Below are 20,459 nucleotides of genomic sequence, written 5' to 3'. Positions count from 1 at the left end.
TTTGAGTGATATGGCAAAAAATTTAATTCTCTGGGTTGTCATCGCCGTAGTGTTGATGTCAGTGTTTCAGGGCTACTCCCCCTCTTCATCAAATTCGTTGAAGATGGATTATTCAACATTCTTGGACGATGTGCGTTCCGGACAAATTAATACTGTCGAGATCAAAAGTGATCAACGTACTATCGAAGGGACTAAAAAAACCGGCGAAAAATTTACCACCATCATGCCGATGTATGACCAAGATCTGATTAACGACCTTGATCGCAAAGGGGTGATAATGAAAGGCCAAGAGGCGGAGGAATCCGGCTTCTTGACTCAGATCTTTATTTCTTGGTTCCCAATGTTACTGCTTATCGGGGTGTGGATATTCTTCATGCGCCAGATGCAAGGCGGTGGCGGTAAGGGCGCGATGTCGTTTGGTAAGAGTAAAGCCAAATTGATGAGTGAAGATCAGATTAAAACGACTTTTGGTGACGTTGCTGGTTGTGACGAAGCTAAAGAAGACGTTAAAGAGCTGGTTGATTACCTCAGAGAGCCAACTAAATTCCAAAAACTAGGTGGCCGTATTCCAACGGGCGTGCTGCTAGTTGGGCCTCCTGGTACAGGTAAAACCCTACTGGCTAAAGCAATTGCTGGTGAGGCGAAAGTACCTTTCTTTACTATTTCAGGTTCAGATTTCGTTGAGATGTTTGTTGGTGTCGGTGCATCACGTGTGCGTGACATGTTTGAACAAGCCAAGAAATCAGCGCCTTGTATCATCTTTATCGATGAGATTGATGCTGTCGGTCGTCAGCGTGGCGCTGGCGTTGGTGGTGGGCACGATGAGCGTGAGCAAACACTAAACCAGATGCTCGTTGAGATGGATGGTTTTGAAGGTAATGAAGGTATTATCGTTATCGCGGCGACTAACCGTCCAGACGTACTCGATGCAGCGCTATTGCGTCCAGGTCGTTTTGACCGTCAGGTGGTTGTTGGTTTGCCTGATGTGCGTGGTCGTGAGCAAATTCTTAAAGTGCATATGCGTAAAGTACCATTAGCCGATGATGTTAAAGCGAGTGTGATTGCTCGTGGTACACCAGGTTTCTCTGGTGCGGATCTGGCCAACCTTGTTAACGAAGCAGCGCTCTTTGCTGCACGAGGCAACCGCCGCGTAGTTGGTATGGAAGAGTTTGAAAGCGCTAAAGACAAGATCATGATGGGCGCAGAGCGCCGCACCATGGTGATGTCGGAAGAAGAGAAAGAGATGACCGCCTATCACGAAGCGGGTCACGCTATTGTGGGCTGTTTAGTACCAGAGCATGATCCTGTGCATAAGGTGACCATTATTCCTCGTGGCCGTGCGTTAGGTGTGACTTTCTTCCTCCCCGAAGCCGATGCAATCAGCCAGAGTCGCAGAAAGTTAGAGAGCCAGATTTCAGTCGCTTATGGTGGCCGTCTTGCCGAAGAGTTGATTTATGGCAGCGAGCGAGTCTCTACTGGTGCATCACAAGACATTAAGTATGCAACCTCTATCGCCCGTAATATGGTGACTCAGTGGGGCTTCTCTGAAAAGTTGGGTCCAGTCCTATATGCGGAAGATGAGAACGAAGTGTTCTTAGGTCGTAGCATGGGTAAGTCACAGCATATGTCTGATGAGACGGCTAAGATCATCGATGATGAAGTCAAAATGCTGATCGACGCTAACTATGACAGAGCCAAAAAATTCTTGACCGATAACATAGACATTCTTCATGCCATGAAAGATGCGTTAATGAAGTATGAAACACTTGATTCAACGCAAATAGAAGATCTTATGGCACGTCGTGAAGTTCGTCAGCCAGCCGATTGGAATTTGGATGAGAATGGCAGTAACGGTGGTGACAAAGGTGGCAAAAAAGCCGCCAGCGACACGGCAACGGCTACCGATGATACAACATCTGCAGAAGATCAAGATGATTCAGTAACGCCAACTGATGTTACTGAACAAGGTGACGCTAAAAATGTTGATGAATCGCCAGTGACTAAATAAGTCATGCCTTAATAATCAACCGTTACTAACAGAAAACCCCGCAAGGGGTTTTCTTGTTTCGAGCCACCTATGGGTTATGAGTCTGGCGTAATAGTGAGTAGGTTTGGTCAAATTAGCGGCTAAGTTATTTTTAGAGTCGTTATTTACTTACTCGCTGTACAATTTGATAAGTGTCATTTCCTGTGACCATTAACGTTACTCTGCGTAGAAATGGTCACAATATCGAGGATCCTCTTTTGCAATTAGTTAGTAGACAGAAAACATTAGATTTAACCCAACCTAGAGTCATGGGGATATTAAATACCACACCAGATTCTTTTTCTGATGGCGGCAGGTACTCGCATTTTGAACATGCTTGCCAGCATGCCGAGCAGATGATTGCTGCTGGTGCCGACATTATTGATATTGGCGGCGAGTCTACCCGCCCTGGTGCGGCAGAGGTTTCTTTACAAGAAGAGCTAGATAGAGTGATCCCACTGGTAGAATATATTCATGCCCGTCACGATGTATGGATCTCAGTCGATACCAGTAAAGCGCAGGTGATGGCGCAGGGGGTTAAAGCTGGAGCAGATCTCATTAATGATGTCAGGGCACTGCAAGAACCGGGCGCGTTAACAACGGCTGCAGCCCTCGGCGTTCCTGTTTGTTTAATGCATATGCAAGGTCAGCCTCGTACTATGCAAGAATTGCCTCAATACAATGATGTTATTGCTGATGTTACTCAATTTTTTGCTGAACGTATTCAAGCCTGTATTGATGCTTCAATACCTCGCTCACACATTATTCTAGATCCAGGTTTCGGATTCGGAAAAAGCTTGGCACACAATTACGAGTTACTGAATCGTTTGGCTGAGTTTAAGCATTTTGAATTGCCACTGCTGATAGGGTTATCGCGTAAGAGTATGATCGGCCAATTATTATCAGCAAGTGTCGAGCAGAGATTAGCCGGCAGTTTAGCCGCGGGTATGTTGAGTCTTCAGCGCGGTGCACATATTCTTCGAGTGCATGATGTAAAAGAGACTGTGGACATGATTGCCGTTATGCAGGCAATGGAGCACTATAAAACACTGTAAGTGAGTTTGATAAGCGATAAAATACAGCATTTGTGGTTAAGTGTCGGCACTTTTGGGTCGCTTAGTCAGTGATGCTTATCAGTACACATTGTAAAAAATGAAGTCCTAAGAAAGGACTCAAGGGGTTAATATTGTGAGAAAGTTTTTTGGCACCGATGGCATTAGAGGCAAGGTCGGCTCAGGTAAAATGACGCCTGAATTGGCGTTAAAATTGGGCTGGGCAGCGGGTAGGGTATTATCGCGCTCTGGTACCAATAAGGTGATTATTGGTAAGGATACGCGAATTTCAGGTTACCTATTTGAATCTGCGATGGAAGCGGGCCTGTCTGCTGCCGGATTAAATGTGATGCTAATGGGGCCGATGCCGACGCCTGCGGTCGCGTATTTAACCCGTACCTTTAGAGCCGAAGCGGGCGTAGTGATCAGTGCGTCACATAATCCCTATTATGATAACGGCATTAAATTCTTTTCCAATGATGGCAGTAAATTGGACGATGCCATCGAGCTTGAGATTGAAGCTGAACTAGAAAAGCCGCTTGTCTGTGTTGAGTCTCATCTACTAGGTAAAGTGTCACGTATCGAAGATGCACCTGGCCGATATATTGAGTATTGCAAAGGTAATTTCCCCGCCGAACATACCCTCAAAGGGCTTAAAATTGTGGTCGATTGTGCCCATGGCGCCACTTATCATATTGCCCCTAATGTTTTTCGTGAGCTTGGCGCCGATGTTGTTGTGATTGGTGCATCGCCTAATGGCACCAATATCAACCATGAGGTGGGGGCCACCTCAATGGGCAAGATCCGTGAAACGGTCATTGCAGAACAAGCCGATCTAGGTATTGCACTCGATGGTGATGGCGATCGCATCATGATGGTCAATCGTCATGGTAAGGTGATCGATGGTGACGAGATCCTATATATTTTAGCTTGTGATGCACAGGACAGAGGCATACTTAAAGGTGGGGTTGTCGGTACCTTAATGTCCAACCTCGGGTTAGATCTTGCCCTTAAGGCGCGAGGCATCGCTTTTGCTCGCTCTAAAGTCGGCGACCGCTATGTGATGGAGATGCTGAAAAAGAACCAATGGCGTATTGGCGGCGAAAATTCAGGTCATATTTTGAATTTAGATCACGGTACAACTGGTGACGGTATCATTGCGGGTATTTTAGTCTTAGCCGCAATGTGCCGTAAGCAGGCGACGTTGGAAGAACTGACCGAAGGCATTAAAATGCTACCGCAAGTCCTGGTTAATGTTCGTTTTGAAGGCAGCCATGATCCACTCAAAGCTGACAGTGTGTTAGCGGCTAAAATTGAGGTCGAGAAACTACTGGGCGATCGCGGTCGGGTATTGTTACGTAAGTCGGGAACTGAGCCGCTGATCCGTGTGATGGTTGAGGGAGATGTAGCCAGTGATGTGACTCGTCACGCAAATACCATCGCCGATGCTATCAGGGCATTGGTCTAATTAGTTTTTACGCGTAAGATCAACAGGATTTAATCTTTTAAGGTTAAATCCTGTTCGTTTACCATCCGTTAAGAGTAAAAAGTAGCCGAGCGGTACGTTTATAGCAAAAATTCGCTATTTAGGTATTGTAAGTTAACAAGTGGTTCGCTATTATTCACGCCGCTTTCAGAAGGAGACAGTGATGGCACTAAGACGCCCAATGGTCGCTGGTAACTGGAAAATGAATGGCACAGCGCAATTAGCGCAAGAGCTATTTAATAAATTCGCTACCAAGCTTCAAAACGATTCTGCGGAAGTAGTCTTATGTCCGCCAAGTATATTTCTTGAAAGTGTGCGGCAGCAGCTTGATGCTAATAAAGAGGCCTTAAATGGTTGTCTAGTCAGAATGGGCGCACAAAACGTAAGTCAACATGACTTCGGTGCTTATACTGGTGAAGTGTCAGGGCAAATGCTAAAAGATTCAGGATGTCGATATGTTATTATCGGTCACTCCGAACGTCGTCGTATGTACGGCGAAACTAGTGATATCGTAGCAGAGAAATTTGCTGCAGCTCAAAAGCACGGTTTGACCCCAATCTTATGTGTTGGTGAGTCAGGTCCAGCTCGTGAAGCAAGACGCACTTTTGAAGTGATTGCTGAAGAGCTAGACATAGTCATTGAAAAAAATGGTACCATGGCTTTTGATAACGCGATTATCGCCTACGAACCCTTATGGGCAGTAGGAACGGGTAAGAGCGCTACGCCAGAGCAGGCACAAGAAGTTCATGCGTTTATACGCAAGCGTCTCTCTGAAGTGTCTCCATTTATTGGAGAGAATATCAGGATTTTGTACGGTGGTAGCGTAACGCCGAGTAATGCAGCAGATCTATTTGCTCAACCTGATGTAGATGGTGGACTGATAGGCGGTGCAAGCTTAAACTCTACCGAGTTTTTAAGTTTATGTTCGATAGCAATGAGCGCATAATATGTACGAAGTTCTAATGGTTATATACTTGTTGGTTGCACTAGGTCTCGTAGGCCTAATCTTAATCCAGCAGGGTAAAGGTGCTGATATGGGAGCCTCTTTTGGCGCCGGAGCATCAGCAACATTATTCGGATCTTCAGGGTCGGGTAATTTTTTAACACGTTCTACTGCCATTTTGGCAATTGCATTTTTTGCATTAAGTCTAACCATAGGTAACTTAAGTGCAAATCACGCTAAAAATGAAGAATCGTGGAAAGATTTAGGCACAGATGCTGCGGCAGTGACTGAGCAAGTTACCGAAGCAACGGAAAGCCAAACTCAGTCAGAAGACAAAATTCCTGACTAAGACTCAGCCTAACTGGTTAAGTCAAGACACCGTGAAATATGGGTGTCACTATTAAGTCTCTTGGTAGTCCTCACTGCCAGATAGTAGAGATAAAATAGTAAAGTGTAACAATCACATGCGGATGTGGTGGAATTGGTAGACACGCCATCTTGAGGGGGTGGTGAGCTATGCTCGTGGGGGTTCAAGTCCCCCCATCCGCACCAAATTTAGATTGGTTTTATCATCGGTCTGAGTTAAATAAAGTCGCTAACTAAGCCGCTTTATTATTGCAAATATGGGTGACTATCCATATAATTGCAGCAGTTGACGCGGGGTGGAGCAGTTTGGTAGCTCGTCGGGCTCATAACCCGAAGGTCGTCGGTTCAAATCCGGCCCCCGCAACCAGCTCCCAGTAATGAAGATACTCTTCATTACTGCTACAGGTTCTGAATGCTATGACCTCGTGATTACGGGGTTTTTTGTTATCTGGACTTTTAAAATATCGCTATTTAGCGATGTCATACTGGGGCTTTAGGCCCTTTTTTGTTTTTCGGGGGGTAACCTTGGCAACTTTAGAAAGTAAACTGGAACAGATGCTTATCGCACCAGTTGAAGCATTAGGCCACAGTCTTTGGGGTATTGAATTCGTACATGCGGGTAAACATTCAATCTTGCGTGTTTATATTGACAATGAAAAAGGCATCTTTATTGACGATTGTGCCGACGTAAGTCGTCAAGTCAGTGCCGTACTCGATGTCGAAGACCCCATTTCAACCGAATACACATTAGAAGTTTCTTCTCCAGGTGTAGATAGACCACTATTTAATGCGGCGCAATATGCGCTCTACATCGGTGAAACCGTAAAGGTTCAATTGACTATGCCTGTTGCTGGTAGTCGCAATTTAAAAGGTACCGTCGTGGGTGTAGAGGGGCAGATGCTCACTCTAGCTGTCGATGGCAACGAACTGATTATTGCCCTGGATAACATCCGCAAAGGCAACTTAATCGCTAAGTTTTGATGGATTCAAGGTGAACGAGGCAAGAGGATGAATAAAGAGATTCTGCTAGTCGCTGAGGCGGTTTCAAATGAGAAAGCCGTGCCACGCGAAAAGATTTTTGAAGCGTTAGAAATAGCGCTCGCCACAGCAACCAAGAAAAAGTATGAAGGCGATATTGAAGTTCGTGTCGCTATCGACCGTAAAACGGGTGCTTATGAAACTTTCCGTCGCTGGATGGTGGTTGACGATAATGGTGAAGCGTTAGAAAATCCGTTTCGAGAAATTACATTAGAAGCGGCGAAATACGAAGACCCAGAGATCCAAGTCGGTGAATATATCGAAGATGAGATCGAATCTGTGGTATTTGACCGTATTACGACCCAAACAGCCAAACAAGTGATCGTACAAAAAGTACGTGAAGCTGAACGTGCTCAAATCGTGGATCAATTTCGTGAGAAAGAAGGCGAGTTGATCACCGGTGTCGTGAAGAAGAGTAACCGTGAGAGTGTCGTGGTTGATTTAGGTAACAATGCTGATGCAGTGTTATTTAAAGAAGACTTGATTTCCCGCGAAAGCTTCCGTCCTGGTGACCGCGTTCGTGCATTACTTTATGCCGTACGCCCTGAAGCGCGTGGTGCTCAGCTGTTTTTAACGCGTACAAAACCGGAAATGCTCATGGAGCTGTTCCGTGTTGAAGTGCCTGAAATTGCAGATGAAATGATTGAAATCATGGGCGCTGCTCGTGATCCAGGCTCGCGTGCAAAAATCGCCGTTAAATCCAACGACCGTCGTATCGATCCAATCGGTGCATGCGTTGGTATGCGTGGCGCACGTGTACAAGCCGTTTCTAATGAGTTAGGTGGCGAGCGTGTTGATATTGTGCTTTGGGATGATAATCCAGCACAGTTTGTGATTAATGCCATGGCACCAGCTGATGTGGCTTCTATCATCGTTGATGAAGATAACCACTCAATGGATATTGCTGTTGAAGCAGATTCATTGGCACAAGCTATTGGTCGTAATGGTCAAAACGTACGTCTAGCAACCCAGTTATCGGGATGGGAGCTAAACGTAATGACAGTGGCTGATATGCAAGCTAAACACCAAGCGGAAAGCGCGAAGGTTGTTAACTTGTTTGTTAGCGCATTGGATGTCGATGAAGATTTTGCTCAGGTACTTGCTGATGAAGGTTTCACCTCATTAGAGGAGATTGCTTATGTACCAGAAAGTGAGCTACTGGACATCGACGGATTCGACGAAGATATCGTTGAATCATTGAGAGAGCGTGCAAAAGCCGCTATCTCTACACGGGCTCTGGCGTCCGAAGAAGCACTTGATGGTGCTGAGCCGAGCGAAGATTTACTTGCCTTAGAAGGTTTAGAACGTCATTTGGCGTATGTGCTGGCAAGTAAAGGCGTAATTACGCTTGAAGATTTAGCCGAACAAGGCATTGATGATTTGATCGAGATTGAAGAATTAACAGAACAAAAGGCTGGTGAGCTCATCATGGCAGCCCGCAATATCTGTTGGTTTGGCGAAGAAGCATAAGTCGATCAACAGAGGGGATTTTACAGATGGCAGAAACTACAGTAGAAAAACTGGCGGTAGAAGTTGGCAAAAGTGCTGAACGATTAGTTGAGCAATTTTCCGAGGCTGGTATTAAGAAAAGTAAAAGCGATACAGTTTCAGAACAAGAAAAGCAGCAACTGCTTGATTTCTTGAAGAAACAGCATGGTGGCGATGCAACGCCAACGAAGATGACATTACAGCGTAAATCTGTGTCAACACTCAGTGTTGCAGGCAGTGGTGGTCAATCTAAAGACGTTAAAGTTGAAGTGCGTAAAAAACGTACCTTTGTTAAGCGTGACCCAGCTGTAGAAGCTGAAGCAGAAGCTAAAGCCAAGGCAGAAGCAGAAGCCCAAGCTGCGGCAGAAGCAGAAGCTAAGGCAAAAGCCGCTGCAGAAGCTAAAGCTAAGGCTGAAGCCGACGCAGCAAAAGCTAAGGCAAAAGCCGAAGCTGAAGCCAAAGCTAAAAAAGCCGCTGAAGCTAAGCCAGCAGTGCCAGAAACAGCTGAAGAGAAAGCAGCCAAACTTGAAGAGGCGCGTTTGTTAGCAGCAAAAGAAGCAGCAGCAAAACAAAAACTCGATGAAGAAGCCAAAGCGGCTGCTGAAGAAGCACGTCGATTAGCAGAAGAAAACGAGAAGCGTTGGGCGGAAGAAGAACGTCTGCGTAAAGAGTCTGAAAAGACCGGTGACCACCATGTCACTACGTCTACCGAAGCTCGTGCTGCAGAAGATACCGCCGACATGAACGCTGAAAAACGCGGACGTCGTGCACGTAAACCTGCTGGCGGCAAAGCTGCAACCAATAAAAAACGTGGCGGTAAAGATACTCGTGGCGGACGTGACCGTAATGGCCGTAATCAGCGTAATGCGCCTGAGTCAATGGATCATGGCTTTAACAAGCCTGTCGCTGCTGTTAGCCGCGATGTCAGCATTGGTGAAACCGTAACGGTTGCTGAGCTAGCTCAGAAGATGGCCGTTAAAGCCACCGAAATCATCAAGCAGATGATGAAGATGGGTTCTATGGTTACGATTAACCAAGTGCTCGATCAAGAAACAGCGCAGATGGTTGCCGAAGAGATGGGTCACAAGGTTGTGCTAACTCGTGAAAACGAGCTAGAGCATCAAGTACTTGCAGACCGTGATGGAAACGTTAAGCTGGAGCCACGTGCGCCTGTTGTGACCATTATGGGTCATGTTGACCACGGTAAAACATCGCTACTCGACTATATTCGTCGTGCGAAAGTGGCCTCAGGTGAAGCGGGTGGTATTACCCAGCATATCGGTGCTTACCACGTTGAAACCGAAAATGGCATGATCACTTTCTTAGATACTCCTGGTCACGCGGCGTTTACCGCTATGCGTGCTCGTGGTGCTAAGGCAACCGATATTGTTATTTTGGTGGTTGCAGCAGATGATGGTGTGATGCCACAAACGATTGAAGCGATTCAACACGCTAAAGCCGGTGGTGTTCCGCTTATCGTTGCAGTGAACAAAATTGATAAGCCAGAGGCCGATCCGGATCGCGTTAAGTCTGAGTTATCTCAGCACGGCGTAATGTCTGAAGATTGGGGCGGAAACAACATGTTCTGTCACGTGTCTGCTAAGACTGGTGAAGGTATCGACGAATTACTTGAAGGTATCTTGCTGGAAGCCGAAGTATTAGAGCTTAAAGCGGTTCGTGAAGGTATGGCAGCTGGTGTTGTTGTGGAATCTAAGCTTGATAAAGGCCGTGGCCCTGTGGCTACTGTACTGGTTCAAGAAGGTACCCTAAGACAAGGTGATGTTGTTCTGTGTGGTCTTGAGTACGGTAAAGTCCGTGCGATGAAAGATGAGAACGGTAATGCTATCACTGAAGCGGGTCCATCGATTCCTGTCGAGATCTTAGGTTTGTCAGGTGTACCATCAGCTGGTGACGAAGCAACCGTTGTACGTGATGAACGAAAGGCGCGTGAAGTTGCACTGTACCGTCAAGGTAAGTTCCGCGATGTGAAACTTGCTCGTCAGCAGAAGTCTAAGCTTGAAAACATGTTTGCTAACATGACAGAAGGCGAAGTTCAGGAGCTTAACATCGTGCTTAAGGCCGATGTACAAGGTTCACTTGAAGCGATTTCTGATTCACTTAACAAGCTGTCTACTGATGAAGTTAAAGTTAACATCATTGCTAGCGGTGTGGGTGGATTGACCGAGACTGACGCATCACTTGCTGCAGCATCTAACGCGATTATGGTTGGCTTTAACGTTCGTGCCGATGCACAAGCGCGTAAGACTATCGACAGCGAAAGTGTTGACCTACGTTATTACAGCGTTATTTATCATCTTATCGATGAAGTTCGCGCTGCAATGGGCGGCATGTTAGCGCCAGAATTTAAGCAAGAGATCATTGGTCTTGCTGAAGTTCGCGATGTGTTTAAGTCGCCTAAGATTGGTGCTATTGCTGGCTGTATGGTGACCGAAGGTACCATTAAGCGTAGCGCGCCAATTCGTGTACTGCGTGATAACGTGGTTATTTACGAAGGTGAACTTGAGTCACTGCGTCGCTTTAAAGACGATGTTAGCGAAGTGCGTAATGGCATGGAGTGTGGTATCGGTGTGAAGAACTATAATGACGTCAGAGTTGGCGATCAGATAGAGGTCTTCGAAACGATCGAAATCGCTCGAACCTTATAATCGAAAAGGGGCGGCGCAAGCCGCCTTTTTTAGTTAAGAGATGGCAATAATTATGGCAAAAGAATTTAGTCGTACTCGTCGTATTGCTCAGCAGCTCCAGCAAGAGCTTGCTCAAGTGTTACAGCGTGATATTAAAGATCCGCGTATTGGTATGGTTACCGTCAATGACGTTGATGTGTCTCGCGACCTCAGCTACGCCAAAGTCTATGTTACCTTCTTTGAAGAGGACAAGGCTGTGGTCGAGGAGAAGCTGGCTGCATTAGAAACCGCAGCTGGGTATGTTCGTTCATTGGTCGCCGGCCGTATGAAGCTGCGTGTAATGCCTGAAATTCGATTCATCTACGATGCATCGCTAGTTGAAGGTATGCGTATGTCTAACTTGGTGAGCCAAGTGATCAGCTCTGATCAGGCTAAAGCGAAAGAGCATGGCTCTGATGTAGCTGACACTGATGAACATGAGCAAGGTGATAAGTAATGGCGCGTAAACCTAAAGGTCGGTTTATCGACGGCATAGTGCTACTCGATAAAGACACTGGGATGAGCTCCAACTTTGCATTGCAGCGTGTTAAGCGTATATACAATGCCGCTAAAGCGGGACATACCGGAGCTTTAGATCCATTAGCTACCGGAATGTTACCCATCTGTCTTGGTGAAGCGACCAAGTTTTCGCAGCATTTACTTGATGCCGATAAGCGTTATTTAGTCACGGCGAAACTGGGCGTACGCACCGATACCAGTGACTCTGATGGTGAAGTGGTGCAAACGCGTCCACTTAACTTTACTCAGGCACAACTTGAAGAGGCGTTACAGTCTTTTCGCGGTGAGACCATGCAAGTGCCTTCAATGTTTTCGGCATTGAAGTATCAAGGCCAACCACTGTACAAGTATGCGCGTGAAGGGATTGAAGTACCAAGGGAGGCACGGCCCATTACTGTATATGAGCTTAATTTTATTAAGCTAGATGGTGATGAGCTAACCCTAGAGATCCATTGTTCTAAAGGTACCTACATTCGTACCATTACCGATGATTTAGGTGAAATGCTCGGTTGCGGTGCTCATGTCATCATGCTGCGCCGCACTGGTGTGGCAGGTTACCCTTATGACAAAATGGTCACGCTTGAACAGCTAGAGGCATTATTAGCCCAAGCTGAAAGTGAGCAGCGCCCACCAAAAGAACTACTCGATCCGTTATTACTACCAATGGATACTGCGGTTAGTGGCTTTAAAGAGATCAATGTGTCTGACGAGTTAGCGCATTACCTCATGAATGGTAATCCGGTTCAAGTAGCCAATTTACCCATTGACCAATTAGTGCGAATTACCATTGGGGATGAACGAAGGTTTGTCGGTATTGGCGAAATGAATGATGATGGCTTACTAGCACCCAAACGCTTGATCGTTTTGCGTGATGAACAGGCTTAGTGCTTGCAAGTGATGGGTTAAATCGTTACTATATCGCGCTCTCTTTGGCTGAGTTAGTGATCGGCTAAAGTATTTATATAATTTTTGGAGATAAAAATGTCACTAAGTACAGAAGTAAAAGCACAAATTTTGGCTGATTTCGGTCGTTGTGAGAATGACACTGGTTCAACTGAAGTTCAAGTAGCTCTTTTGACTGCACAGATCAACCATCTGCAAGGTCACTTCAAAGAGCACATCCATGATCATCACTCACGTCGTGGTTTGCTTCGTATGGTTAGCTCACGTCGTAAGCTTCTAGCTTACCTTAAGCGTACTGAAAACGTTCGCTACCAAGAGCTGATCAAAAAGCTAGGTCTACGTCGCTAATATTACATTAGTGTTCGTTAGTAATTAAAGGAGGCTTAGCCTCCTTTTTTTTCTTTTATTTATAGTGTTTAGATTTGGCTGATTGTCGCGGTATTTGGCGCAATATATTTAGCTTCAAACTCATCTAGCGGCAGTGGTTGGCTGTAGTAAAACCCCTGACCGATTTCACAATTCATCTGCTTTAACCAATCTAATTGGGCTTCATTTTCAATCCCCTCCGCTACAATGTGTAAATTAAGCTGCTGGCCTAACATTAAGATTGTCGAGGCGATTGGGCTTTCATGGGGCAAATCGTTAACAAAACAACGATCAATTTTCATGGTGGTAATAGGCAGATGTTTAAGGTACGACAAAGATGAATAACCAATACCAAAGTCATCCACAGCAATACTAAAACCTGCCGATTTGAGTTGCTGAAGTTTATTGATGGCCAATTCGATATCATTCATCAATGAGGTTTCTGTTATCTCAAGCTCGAGCAAGTTTGGATCTATTTGGTACCTTAAGGAGAGTTGTTTAATATCCGGTACTAGACTGGGATCGGCAAATTGCTGTGAGGCCACATTGACGGCAACAGGGATTGCTACGTTGTAGCGGCGTTGCCAATGCTTGATAGTTTTACAGGCCTCTTCGATCACCCAGCGTCCAAGAGGGATGATGATGCCCGTTTCTTCGGCGATGGGAATAAAGGCCATAGGACTAATTAATCGTCCCTCTTTCTTCCAACGAATTAGCGCTTCACAGGCAACAACTTCGCCGGTTTTTATATTAAATTTAGGCTGAAAGTGTAGCAAAAACTCATTGTTTTTTAAGGCATCGTGTAGAGATGCTTCGGTTCTTAACCGCACCGCTGCGCGATCGGTCATCTGCTGCTTAAAGAACGCCCATTGATTGGTGCCTGAGGCCTTGGCGCTGTACATGGCAATATCTGCATGGCGAATCAGGTCTTCAGCGGTCAAGCCGTCATCTGGGTAGAGTGCGATACCTATTGAGGCGGCTGGATGAATCGTATGCTCGTTAAGTTGCAGTGGAATATTCAGTTCGATTAATAGCGTGTCGACTAAGTCAGCGGCTTGATCTGGTGTGTGTGCTTCGTTGGCTAAAATGACAAATTCGTCGCCACCAAGACGTGCCACTGTTCCAGTATCGCCCATCACACGCTCTAAGACTCTTGCGATTCTGGCAAGAAATTGGTCGCCCATAGCGTGCCCCAGTGAATCGTTAATATTTTTAAAACGATCCAGATCGATAAACAATAAACTAAACGCTTGTTGATGCACCCGGGCGCGTTGTATCGATATTGCGATGGTCTCAAGTAGTAAGGTACGATTAGAGAGTCCGGTAAGGGGATCGCGAGTCGCCATCTTACGGAGTTTATTTTGTGTTTGACCAAACTGAATGAGGATTTGATTAAATTTAGAGGTCACTAAGCCTAGTTCATCATCTTTATGTTCTGGCGACATCGGCAGGAGATTTTCATCTGGGGATTCAGGATCAATTTTATCAATGGCTTCGCTTATTTGGGCTATTGGCTTAGTTAAAAAACGGTGAAATAGCACCGAGAGCACTAAGGTCACGAGCAAGGCTCTGAGTAAGGTGGCAAAAAAACTAAATCTTAGCTGAGATAGTAGTGAATCGCTCAACTGCTCGGTGTTGTAATGCACAACCAAGGTGCCAATGACTTCGGGAGAGATGGCTACGCCAGAAGCTGTAGGACGGTACAATAATCGTGAGGTTTGTTTTAAGTCACTAAACAATCTATCGCTCAGTAGACCTATGACTGCGCTATCACTGGAAGAGTTGGTCATAGACACAAATTGTATGCCGTCATCGAGCTCAATCGTGGCCTGCGCAACATGCTCGACTTTTAAGACTCCGGTTAAGGTCTGCTTAGCTAAGTGATCGTCTAATGCCCATACGGCATTAGCTGCAGGTTGCTCAACAGAATTGAGCAATTCATATTGTGCTTCAAGTAACTGCTGTCTGGCTGAAATACTGACTAATGCGATTTCGACGATGAAGATGGCTATGGCAAAAAATAACGCCGAAAAAACCACTAAGGTTGTCTGTTTCCATGTTAATGACTTGAAACTCGCGCTCATTTGCCATTCCTATTTTGGCGACTCATTACAGTATATTACAAATAAAGCCGTTAGATATTGCAGAAACTCAGGTAACTTGCCACTTTAGAGAAAAGATTCGGCTTTGTCATCCACATGGGCTCTTTATCTATTGAATAGACTTGAAGTATACTTACACGGGAAAATAAGGTTATTAAATTAAGGAATGGTTCACGTGAATCCAATCGTAAAAAGTTTTGAATATGGTCAACATACAGTCACATTAGAGACTGGGGTTATTGCACGTCAAGCTGACGCTGCTGTTTTAGCAAGTATGGGAGATACAACAGTACTAGTCACTGTTGTCGGAAAGAAAGCTGAAGAGCCAGGTCGTGACTTTTTCCCGCTAACCGTTAATTATCAGGAAAAGACATACGCAGCAGGTAAGATCCCAGGTGGATTTTTCAAGCGTGAAGGTCGCCCTTCTGAAAACGAAACACTGATTGCACGTCTTATTGACCGTCCAATCCGTCCACTATTTCCAAATGGCTTCAAGAATGAAGTTCAGGTAATTATCACAGTACTTTCTGTCGATCCTGAAATCAATCCTGACGTTATTTCTATGATTGGTACCTCTGCGGCGCTTGCTATCTCAGGCTTGCCGTTTAATGGACCTTTGGGTGCTGCTCGTGTTGGTTATATCAATGGCGAGTACGTATTGAACCCTGACGTTAGTCAACTTGTCGATAGCCAATTAGATTTGATTGTTGCTGGTACTCAAGGTGCCGTCCTGATGGTTGAATCAGAAGCCGATGCACTACCAGAAGAGGTTATGCTTGGTGGTGTGGTTTATGGTCATCAACAACAGCAATTAGTTATCGATGCCATTAGCGATCTAAAAGCCGAAGCCGGTAAGCCCGCTTGGGATTGGACTGCGCCAAAAGCGGATGAAGACTTAGTTGCCAAGATTAAGGCATTAGCTGAAGCAGAAATGACGGCAGCATACCAAATCACTGCTAAGCATGAGCGCCGTGATGCGGTGAATGCATTAAAACAAGCGACTGTCGCTAAATTAGTTGAAGAAGATGCCAACGTTGATTTACGTGAGCTAGACAAGTTACTGGGCAGCTTAGAAAAGAGCGTCGTACGTAACCGTATTATCGCTGGCAACCCGCGTATAGATGGACGTGAACCAGATATGGTTCGTGCGCTAAGCGTTATGGCTGGCGTATTGCCTCGTACTCACGGTAGTGCACTGTTTACCCGTGGTGAGACTCAGGCATTAGTAACCTGTACTTTAGGTACCGAGCGCGATGCACAGAAAGTCGATAGCATTATGGGCGAGTATACTAACCGCTTTATGCTGCATTATAACTTCCCTCCATATTCTGTTGGTGAAACAGGTATGGTTGGTTCACCAAAGCGTCGTGAAATCGGCCACGGTAAGCTAGCATGGCGCGGCATTAATGCGGTTATGCCATCTGCTGAAGAGTTCCCATACAGTGTTCGTGTCGTATCAGAAATTACTGAATCTAACGGTTCGAGTTCAATGGCTTCTGTTTGTGGTACTTCGTTAGCCTTAATGGATGCGGGTGTTCCAATCAAGACATCTGTTGCTGGTATTGCTATGGGCCTTGTTAAAGAAGGTGATGACTTCGTCGTGCTTTCTGACATTCTAGGCGATGAAGATCACTTAGGTGACATGGACTTTAAAGTGGCAGGTACTCGCGACGGTATCACTGCATTGCAGATGGATATCAAGATTGAAGGTATCACACAAGAGATCATGCAAATTGCATTGCAACAAGCTTATGGTGCTCGTGTACATATCCTCAACGTGATGGATCAAGCGATTGGTTCACATCGTGACGATATCTCTGATCACGCTCCACGTATCACCACTATCAAGATCAACCCTGAGAAGATCCGTGACGTGATTGGTAAAGGTGGCGCAACTATCCGTGCACTAACTGAAGAGACTGGCACGACTATTGAGCTTGAAGATGACGGTACGGTTAAAATTGCCTCTTCAAACGGTGAAGCGACTCAAGAAGCGATTCGTCGTATTCAAGAGATCACTGCTGAAGTTGAAGTGGGTACTGTCTATAACGGTAAAGTGGTTCGTATCGTTGATTTTGGTGCCTTTGTTACCATTCTTCCAGGTAAAGACGGCTTAGTACACATTTCGCAAATCGCTGAAGAGCGTGTCGCGAACGTGTCTGACTTCCTTGAAGTCGGTCAAGACGTAAAAGTGAAGGTAATGGAAGTGGATCGCCAAGGTCGTGTGCGTCTTTCAATGAAAGAAGCCCAGCCTAAAGCAGAAGCTGCAAGCGAGTAATTTATTCGCTAATGAATCAAAGGAGACCCTTAGGTCTCCTTTTTTATTGGGATTTTAAAAATGCAGATAGCCCTTGCTATTAGGGATTGCTATGATTGGTGCTATTGCGAAGCAAATAAGGTTAAATGGATGACTTATCAATTGCGCACAAAGACAGTCGCGGTGATGGCTGCTCTTAGCATGCTGCTGACAGGATGTGTATCGACTCAACTAGGACAAAGTGCAGCGCATGGCCAACTGATCGTTGCGCCAGTGATGCCCGATTATAAGTTAGAAGTGACCCTTGCCCGCCTTAATGACATCTTGGCTTCAGCTGAACTGACCATAGAGCAACGTGCGCGCTTTCATTATGATCGTGGCGTGATTTACGATAGTGTTGGTTTACGCATTTTAAGCCGTATTGATTTTCATCAAGCGTTAAAGCTACAGCCAAACTTAGCCGATGCCTATAATTTTCTTGGTATTTATTATACTCAAGAGGGTGAATTTGAGAGTGCCTATGAGGCTTTCGATGCGGTATTAGAACTCTCCCCCGATTATGATTATGCCTATTTGAATCGTGGTATTGCACTTTACTACGGCGAGCGCAATGAATTAGCGCTGACCGATATGCAGAGTTTTTATAACGGTGATAACCAAGATGGTTATCGTGCATTATGGCTATACATCACCGAAGCAAAAATCGATATTGAGCGAGCCAAAAATAATTTGCGAACCCATCGTAAATTATTAGCCGATAGCGCCTGGTCGACAATTATCATCGACTATTATTTAGACGACATCGATCGGGAGCAAGTTTTTAATTTAGCTAAGCAGGGGTTAACCCACCCTAATGAATATGCTGAGCGCTTATGTGAAGCTTATTTTTATATTGCTAAAGTTGCGCAGCAACAGCAGCGTTATAATGATGCCGCTAATTACTACCGTTTGGCGTTGGCCACCAATATTTATGATTTTGTTGAACATAGATATGCCAGAGTTGAGCTAGCTAGGATAGGTCAAAGCTTAAATGAAGAGTGAGCACTCTAATGGGGTTGCAGGCAATTAATGGCCTTGTTTAGGCGGGGTGAATAATCCGTCATTCAAGGCTTTTTTCTCTCTGTGGCTTGCGGGATCCTTTCACTATAAGCTTTACTTTCGAATGTTTGGTTGGTCATGGGATAAGGTAAAGCATATTTGATTAATTATCACCTTACTCAATATGACGTTAAATCTTTGTCTTTATGATTGAGGTTTCGTGTTAGTGTTACACTCCAGATCACATCTTAAGCTTCGTGTTTAGTAAAAAAGCCCCATCTATCTGCACCGCATTGATTGTTTAAAACGCCTAAATCGGTGAAAATAGACGCCAATGATTATTCACCTAACGGATTGGTTAACGCAGTCGCCCCTTTGGGTTACAGCAACGCGTGCTCAATTTCGTGTACAACCTAAAAAGAACTTTTAATGGCTGACCAGACTTTCCTTAACGAAATCAATAAGCGAAGAACATTCGCTATTATCTCTCACCCCGATGCCGGTAAGACCACCATTACTGAAAAGGTACTGCTGTTCGGCAACGCTTTGCAAAAAGCCGGTACGGTAAAAGGCAAAAAATCAGGCCAGCATGCTAAATCAGACTGGATGGAGATGGAAAAAGACCGTGGTATTTCCATCACCACCTCTGTGATGCAATTTCCTTATCGTGATGCCTTGGTGAACCTGCTCGATACCCCTGGTCACGAAGACTTCTCGGAAGATACTTATCGTACCTTGACCGCCGTTGATTCCTGTTTGATGGTGATCGATTCGGCTAAAGGTGTCGAGCAACGTACTATCAAATTAATGGAAGTGACGCGTCTACGTGATACACCAATTGTCACCTTTATGAACAAGCTCGACCGTGATATTCGAGATCCGATTGAGTTGATGGACGAAGTTGAAGATGTGCTTAATATTGCTTGTGCTCCTATCACTTGGCCTATAGGCGCGGGTAAAGAGTTTAAAGGGGTGTATCACCTGCTGCGTGATGAGGTGATTCTGTATCAAAATGGTATGGGACATACGATCCAAGACTCGCGCGTCATAAAAGGGTTAAATAATCCGGAGCTAGACCAAGCCATTGGCAGCTATGCGCAAGAGATCCGTGATGAGATGGAACTCGTGTTAGGCGCCTCTAATGAGTTTGATTTAGATGCCTTCCTAAAAGGTGAGCTGACTCCGGTTTTCTTTGGTACCGCATTGGGTAACTTTGGTGTTGACCATATACTTGACGGTATCGTGCAGTGGGCTCCGCGTCCTCAACCTCGAGAAACTGATGTCAGAGTCATGGACCCTGAAGAGCCAAAGTTCAGTGGTTTTGTGTTTAAGATTCAAGCCAACATGGATCCGAAACATCGTGACCGTGTAGCCTTTATGCGTATCTGTACTGGACGTTACGAACAAGGCATGAAAATGCATCACGTGCGTATAGGTAAAGATGTCAACGTCAGTGATGCCTTGACCTTTATGGCTGGCGATCGTAATCGCGCTGAGGCGGCTTACCCTGGCGACATTATTGGCTTGCATAACCACGGTACTATCCGAATTGGTGATACCTTCACTCAAGGTGATAAGTTTCGCTATACCGGCATCCCTAACTTTGCCCCGGAAATGTTCCGCCGTATTCGCTTAAAAGATCCGTTAAAGCAGAAACAACTGTTAAAAGGCTTAGTGCAACTGTCTGAAGAGGGGGCTGTACAGGTGTTTAGACCCTTAGACACTAACGATTTAATCGTCGGCGCTGTCGGTGTGCTACAGTTCGAAGTGGTTGTACAGCGCTTAAAGAGCGAATACAAGGTGGAAGCCATTTACGAAGCGATCAGCGTAGCAACGGCGCGCTGGGTTTATTGTGACGATCACAAAAAGCTGGATGATTTTAAGCGTAAGTGTAGCAATAACTTAGCCCTCGATGGAGGTGATAACTTAACCTATATCGCACCCACTATGGTTAACCTCAACTTGTCGATGGAACGTTATCCAGACATTGAGTTTGCAAAAACACGCGAAAACTAAATGGCACTGAAGTGTGGCTCGATATGATTGAGCTTAGCACCATAGATAAAAAAGCAGATCCGTCTGCTTTTTTTTGTACCTAAATAGACTGGCTTTGTTAGCAGAATGTTAAATCGTTATTGAAACATGCTTGTAGCAAGAGAGGGGGTGTAAGTGAAATGTAAGTTTAGTCACC

15 protein-coding genes and 2 tRNA genes are annotated in these 20,459 nt (G+C 45.3%); 16 read left to right on the top strand and 1 reads right to left on the bottom strand.

Annotated elements, in window-relative coordinates:
• Positions 1-10: 10 nt before the first annotated feature.
• The 13 genes from ftsH to rpsO all read left to right on the top strand — a co-directional run bounded on the left by ftsH (position 11) and on the right by rpsO (position 12,853).
• On the top strand, positions 11-2,008 hold the full coding sequence (ftsH, locus tag AC5YBX_RS12640) for an ATP-dependent zinc metalloprotease FtsH (protein ID WP_494521198.1): 1,998 nt from the start codon (positions 11-13) through the stop codon (positions 2,006-2,008).
• 287 nt (positions 2,009-2,295) lie between these two features.
• On the top strand, positions 2,296-3,081 hold the full coding sequence (gene folP / locus AC5YBX_RS12635) for a dihydropteroate synthase (RefSeq protein WP_494524821.1): 786 nt from the start codon (positions 2,296-2,298) through the stop codon (positions 3,079-3,081).
• Positions 3,082-3,214: 133 nt separating this feature from the next.
• Entirely contained in the window at positions 3,215-4,546 is a 1,332-nt protein-coding gene (gene glmM, locus AC5YBX_RS12630; RefSeq protein ID WP_494523782.1) for a phosphoglucosamine mutase, read from the top strand.
• A 181-nt stretch (positions 4,547-4,727) separates the two neighbouring features.
• On the top strand, positions 4,728-5,510 hold the full coding sequence (tpiA, locus tag AC5YBX_RS12625; RefSeq protein WP_110458241.1) for a triose-phosphate isomerase: 783 nt from the start codon (positions 4,728-4,730) through the stop codon (positions 5,508-5,510).
• Between the two features lies 1 nt (position 5,511).
• Positions 5,512-5,856, top strand: coding sequence for a preprotein translocase subunit SecG (secG, locus tag AC5YBX_RS12620; protein WP_494523781.1), 345 nt, complete (start codon positions 5,512-5,514; stop codon positions 5,854-5,856).
• A 117-nt stretch (positions 5,857-5,973) separates the two neighbouring features.
• Positions 5,974-6,059 (top strand) — tRNA-Leu (locus AC5YBX_RS12615).
• Positions 6,060-6,163: 104 nt separating this feature from the next.
• Positions 6,164-6,240: transfer RNA gene (locus tag AC5YBX_RS12610), tRNA-Met, on the top strand.
• A gap of 158 nt (positions 6,241-6,398) precedes the next feature.
• A complete protein-coding gene (gene rimP, locus AC5YBX_RS12605) occupies positions 6,399-6,854 on the top strand; it encodes a ribosome maturation factor RimP (RefSeq protein ID WP_110458239.1) in 456 nt (151 codons plus the stop codon).
• A 27-nt stretch (positions 6,855-6,881) separates the two neighbouring features.
• Positions 6,882-8,381: a transcription termination factor NusA gene (nusA, locus tag AC5YBX_RS12600; RefSeq protein WP_494521201.1), complete on the top strand. Its 1,500-nt coding sequence runs from the start codon at positions 6,882-6,884 to the stop codon at positions 8,379-8,381.
• Positions 8,382-8,407: 26 nt separating this feature from the next.
• Positions 8,408-11,065 (top strand): translation initiation factor IF-2, encoded by a 2,658-nt coding sequence (gene infB / locus AC5YBX_RS12595; RefSeq protein ID WP_494521202.1) that lies wholly within the window; start codon positions 8,408-8,410, stop codon positions 11,063-11,065.
• Between the two features lie 52 nt (positions 11,066-11,117).
• On the top strand, positions 11,118-11,540 hold the full coding sequence (gene rbfA / locus AC5YBX_RS12590; protein WP_475514535.1) for a 30S ribosome-binding factor RbfA: 423 nt from the start codon (positions 11,118-11,120) through the stop codon (positions 11,538-11,540).
• Positions 11,540-12,487, top strand: a complete 948-nt coding sequence (truB, locus tag AC5YBX_RS12585; protein WP_494523780.1) for a tRNA pseudouridine(55) synthase TruB — start codon at positions 11,540-11,542, stop codon at positions 12,485-12,487. The genes rbfA and truB overlap by 1 nt, the downstream gene beginning before the upstream one ends.
• A gap of 96 nt (positions 12,488-12,583) precedes the next feature.
• The gene (gene rpsO, locus AC5YBX_RS12580; RefSeq protein WP_119978316.1) at positions 12,584-12,853 is read left to right on the top strand and encodes a 30S ribosomal protein S15; all 270 of its coding nucleotides are present in this window, start codon (positions 12,584-12,586) and stop codon (positions 12,851-12,853) included.
• 68 nt (positions 12,854-12,921) lie between these two features.
• Here rpsO and AC5YBX_RS12575 read toward each other — a convergent pair whose 3' ends face one another.
• Positions 12,922-14,955 (bottom strand): putative bifunctional diguanylate cyclase/phosphodiesterase, encoded by a 2,034-nt coding sequence (locus AC5YBX_RS12575; protein WP_494523779.1) that lies wholly within the window; start codon positions 14,953-14,955, stop codon positions 12,922-12,924.
• Between the two features lie 193 nt (positions 14,956-15,148).
• Between AC5YBX_RS12575 and pnp the strand changes: the two genes are divergently transcribed.
• The 3 genes from pnp to prfC all read left to right on the top strand — a co-directional run bounded on the left by pnp (position 15,149) and on the right by prfC (position 20,284).
• Positions 15,149-17,251, top strand: coding sequence for a polyribonucleotide nucleotidyltransferase (gene pnp, locus AC5YBX_RS12570; RefSeq protein ID WP_494521204.1), 2,103 nt, complete (start codon positions 15,149-15,151; stop codon positions 17,249-17,251).
• A 129-nt stretch (positions 17,252-17,380) separates the two neighbouring features.
• Entirely contained in the window at positions 17,381-18,271 is an 891-nt protein-coding gene (nlpI, locus tag AC5YBX_RS12565; RefSeq protein WP_494521205.1) for a lipoprotein NlpI, read from the top strand.
• A gap of 426 nt (positions 18,272-18,697) precedes the next feature.
• A complete protein-coding gene (gene prfC / locus AC5YBX_RS12560; RefSeq protein ID WP_475514531.1) occupies positions 18,698-20,284 on the top strand; it encodes a peptide chain release factor 3 in 1,587 nt (528 codons plus the stop codon).
• Positions 20,285-20,459: the final 175 nt, after the last annotated feature.

This window comes from Shewanella sp. 492 (assembly GCF_059338445.1).
This window is presented reverse-complemented; position numbering and strand designations above follow the sequence as displayed.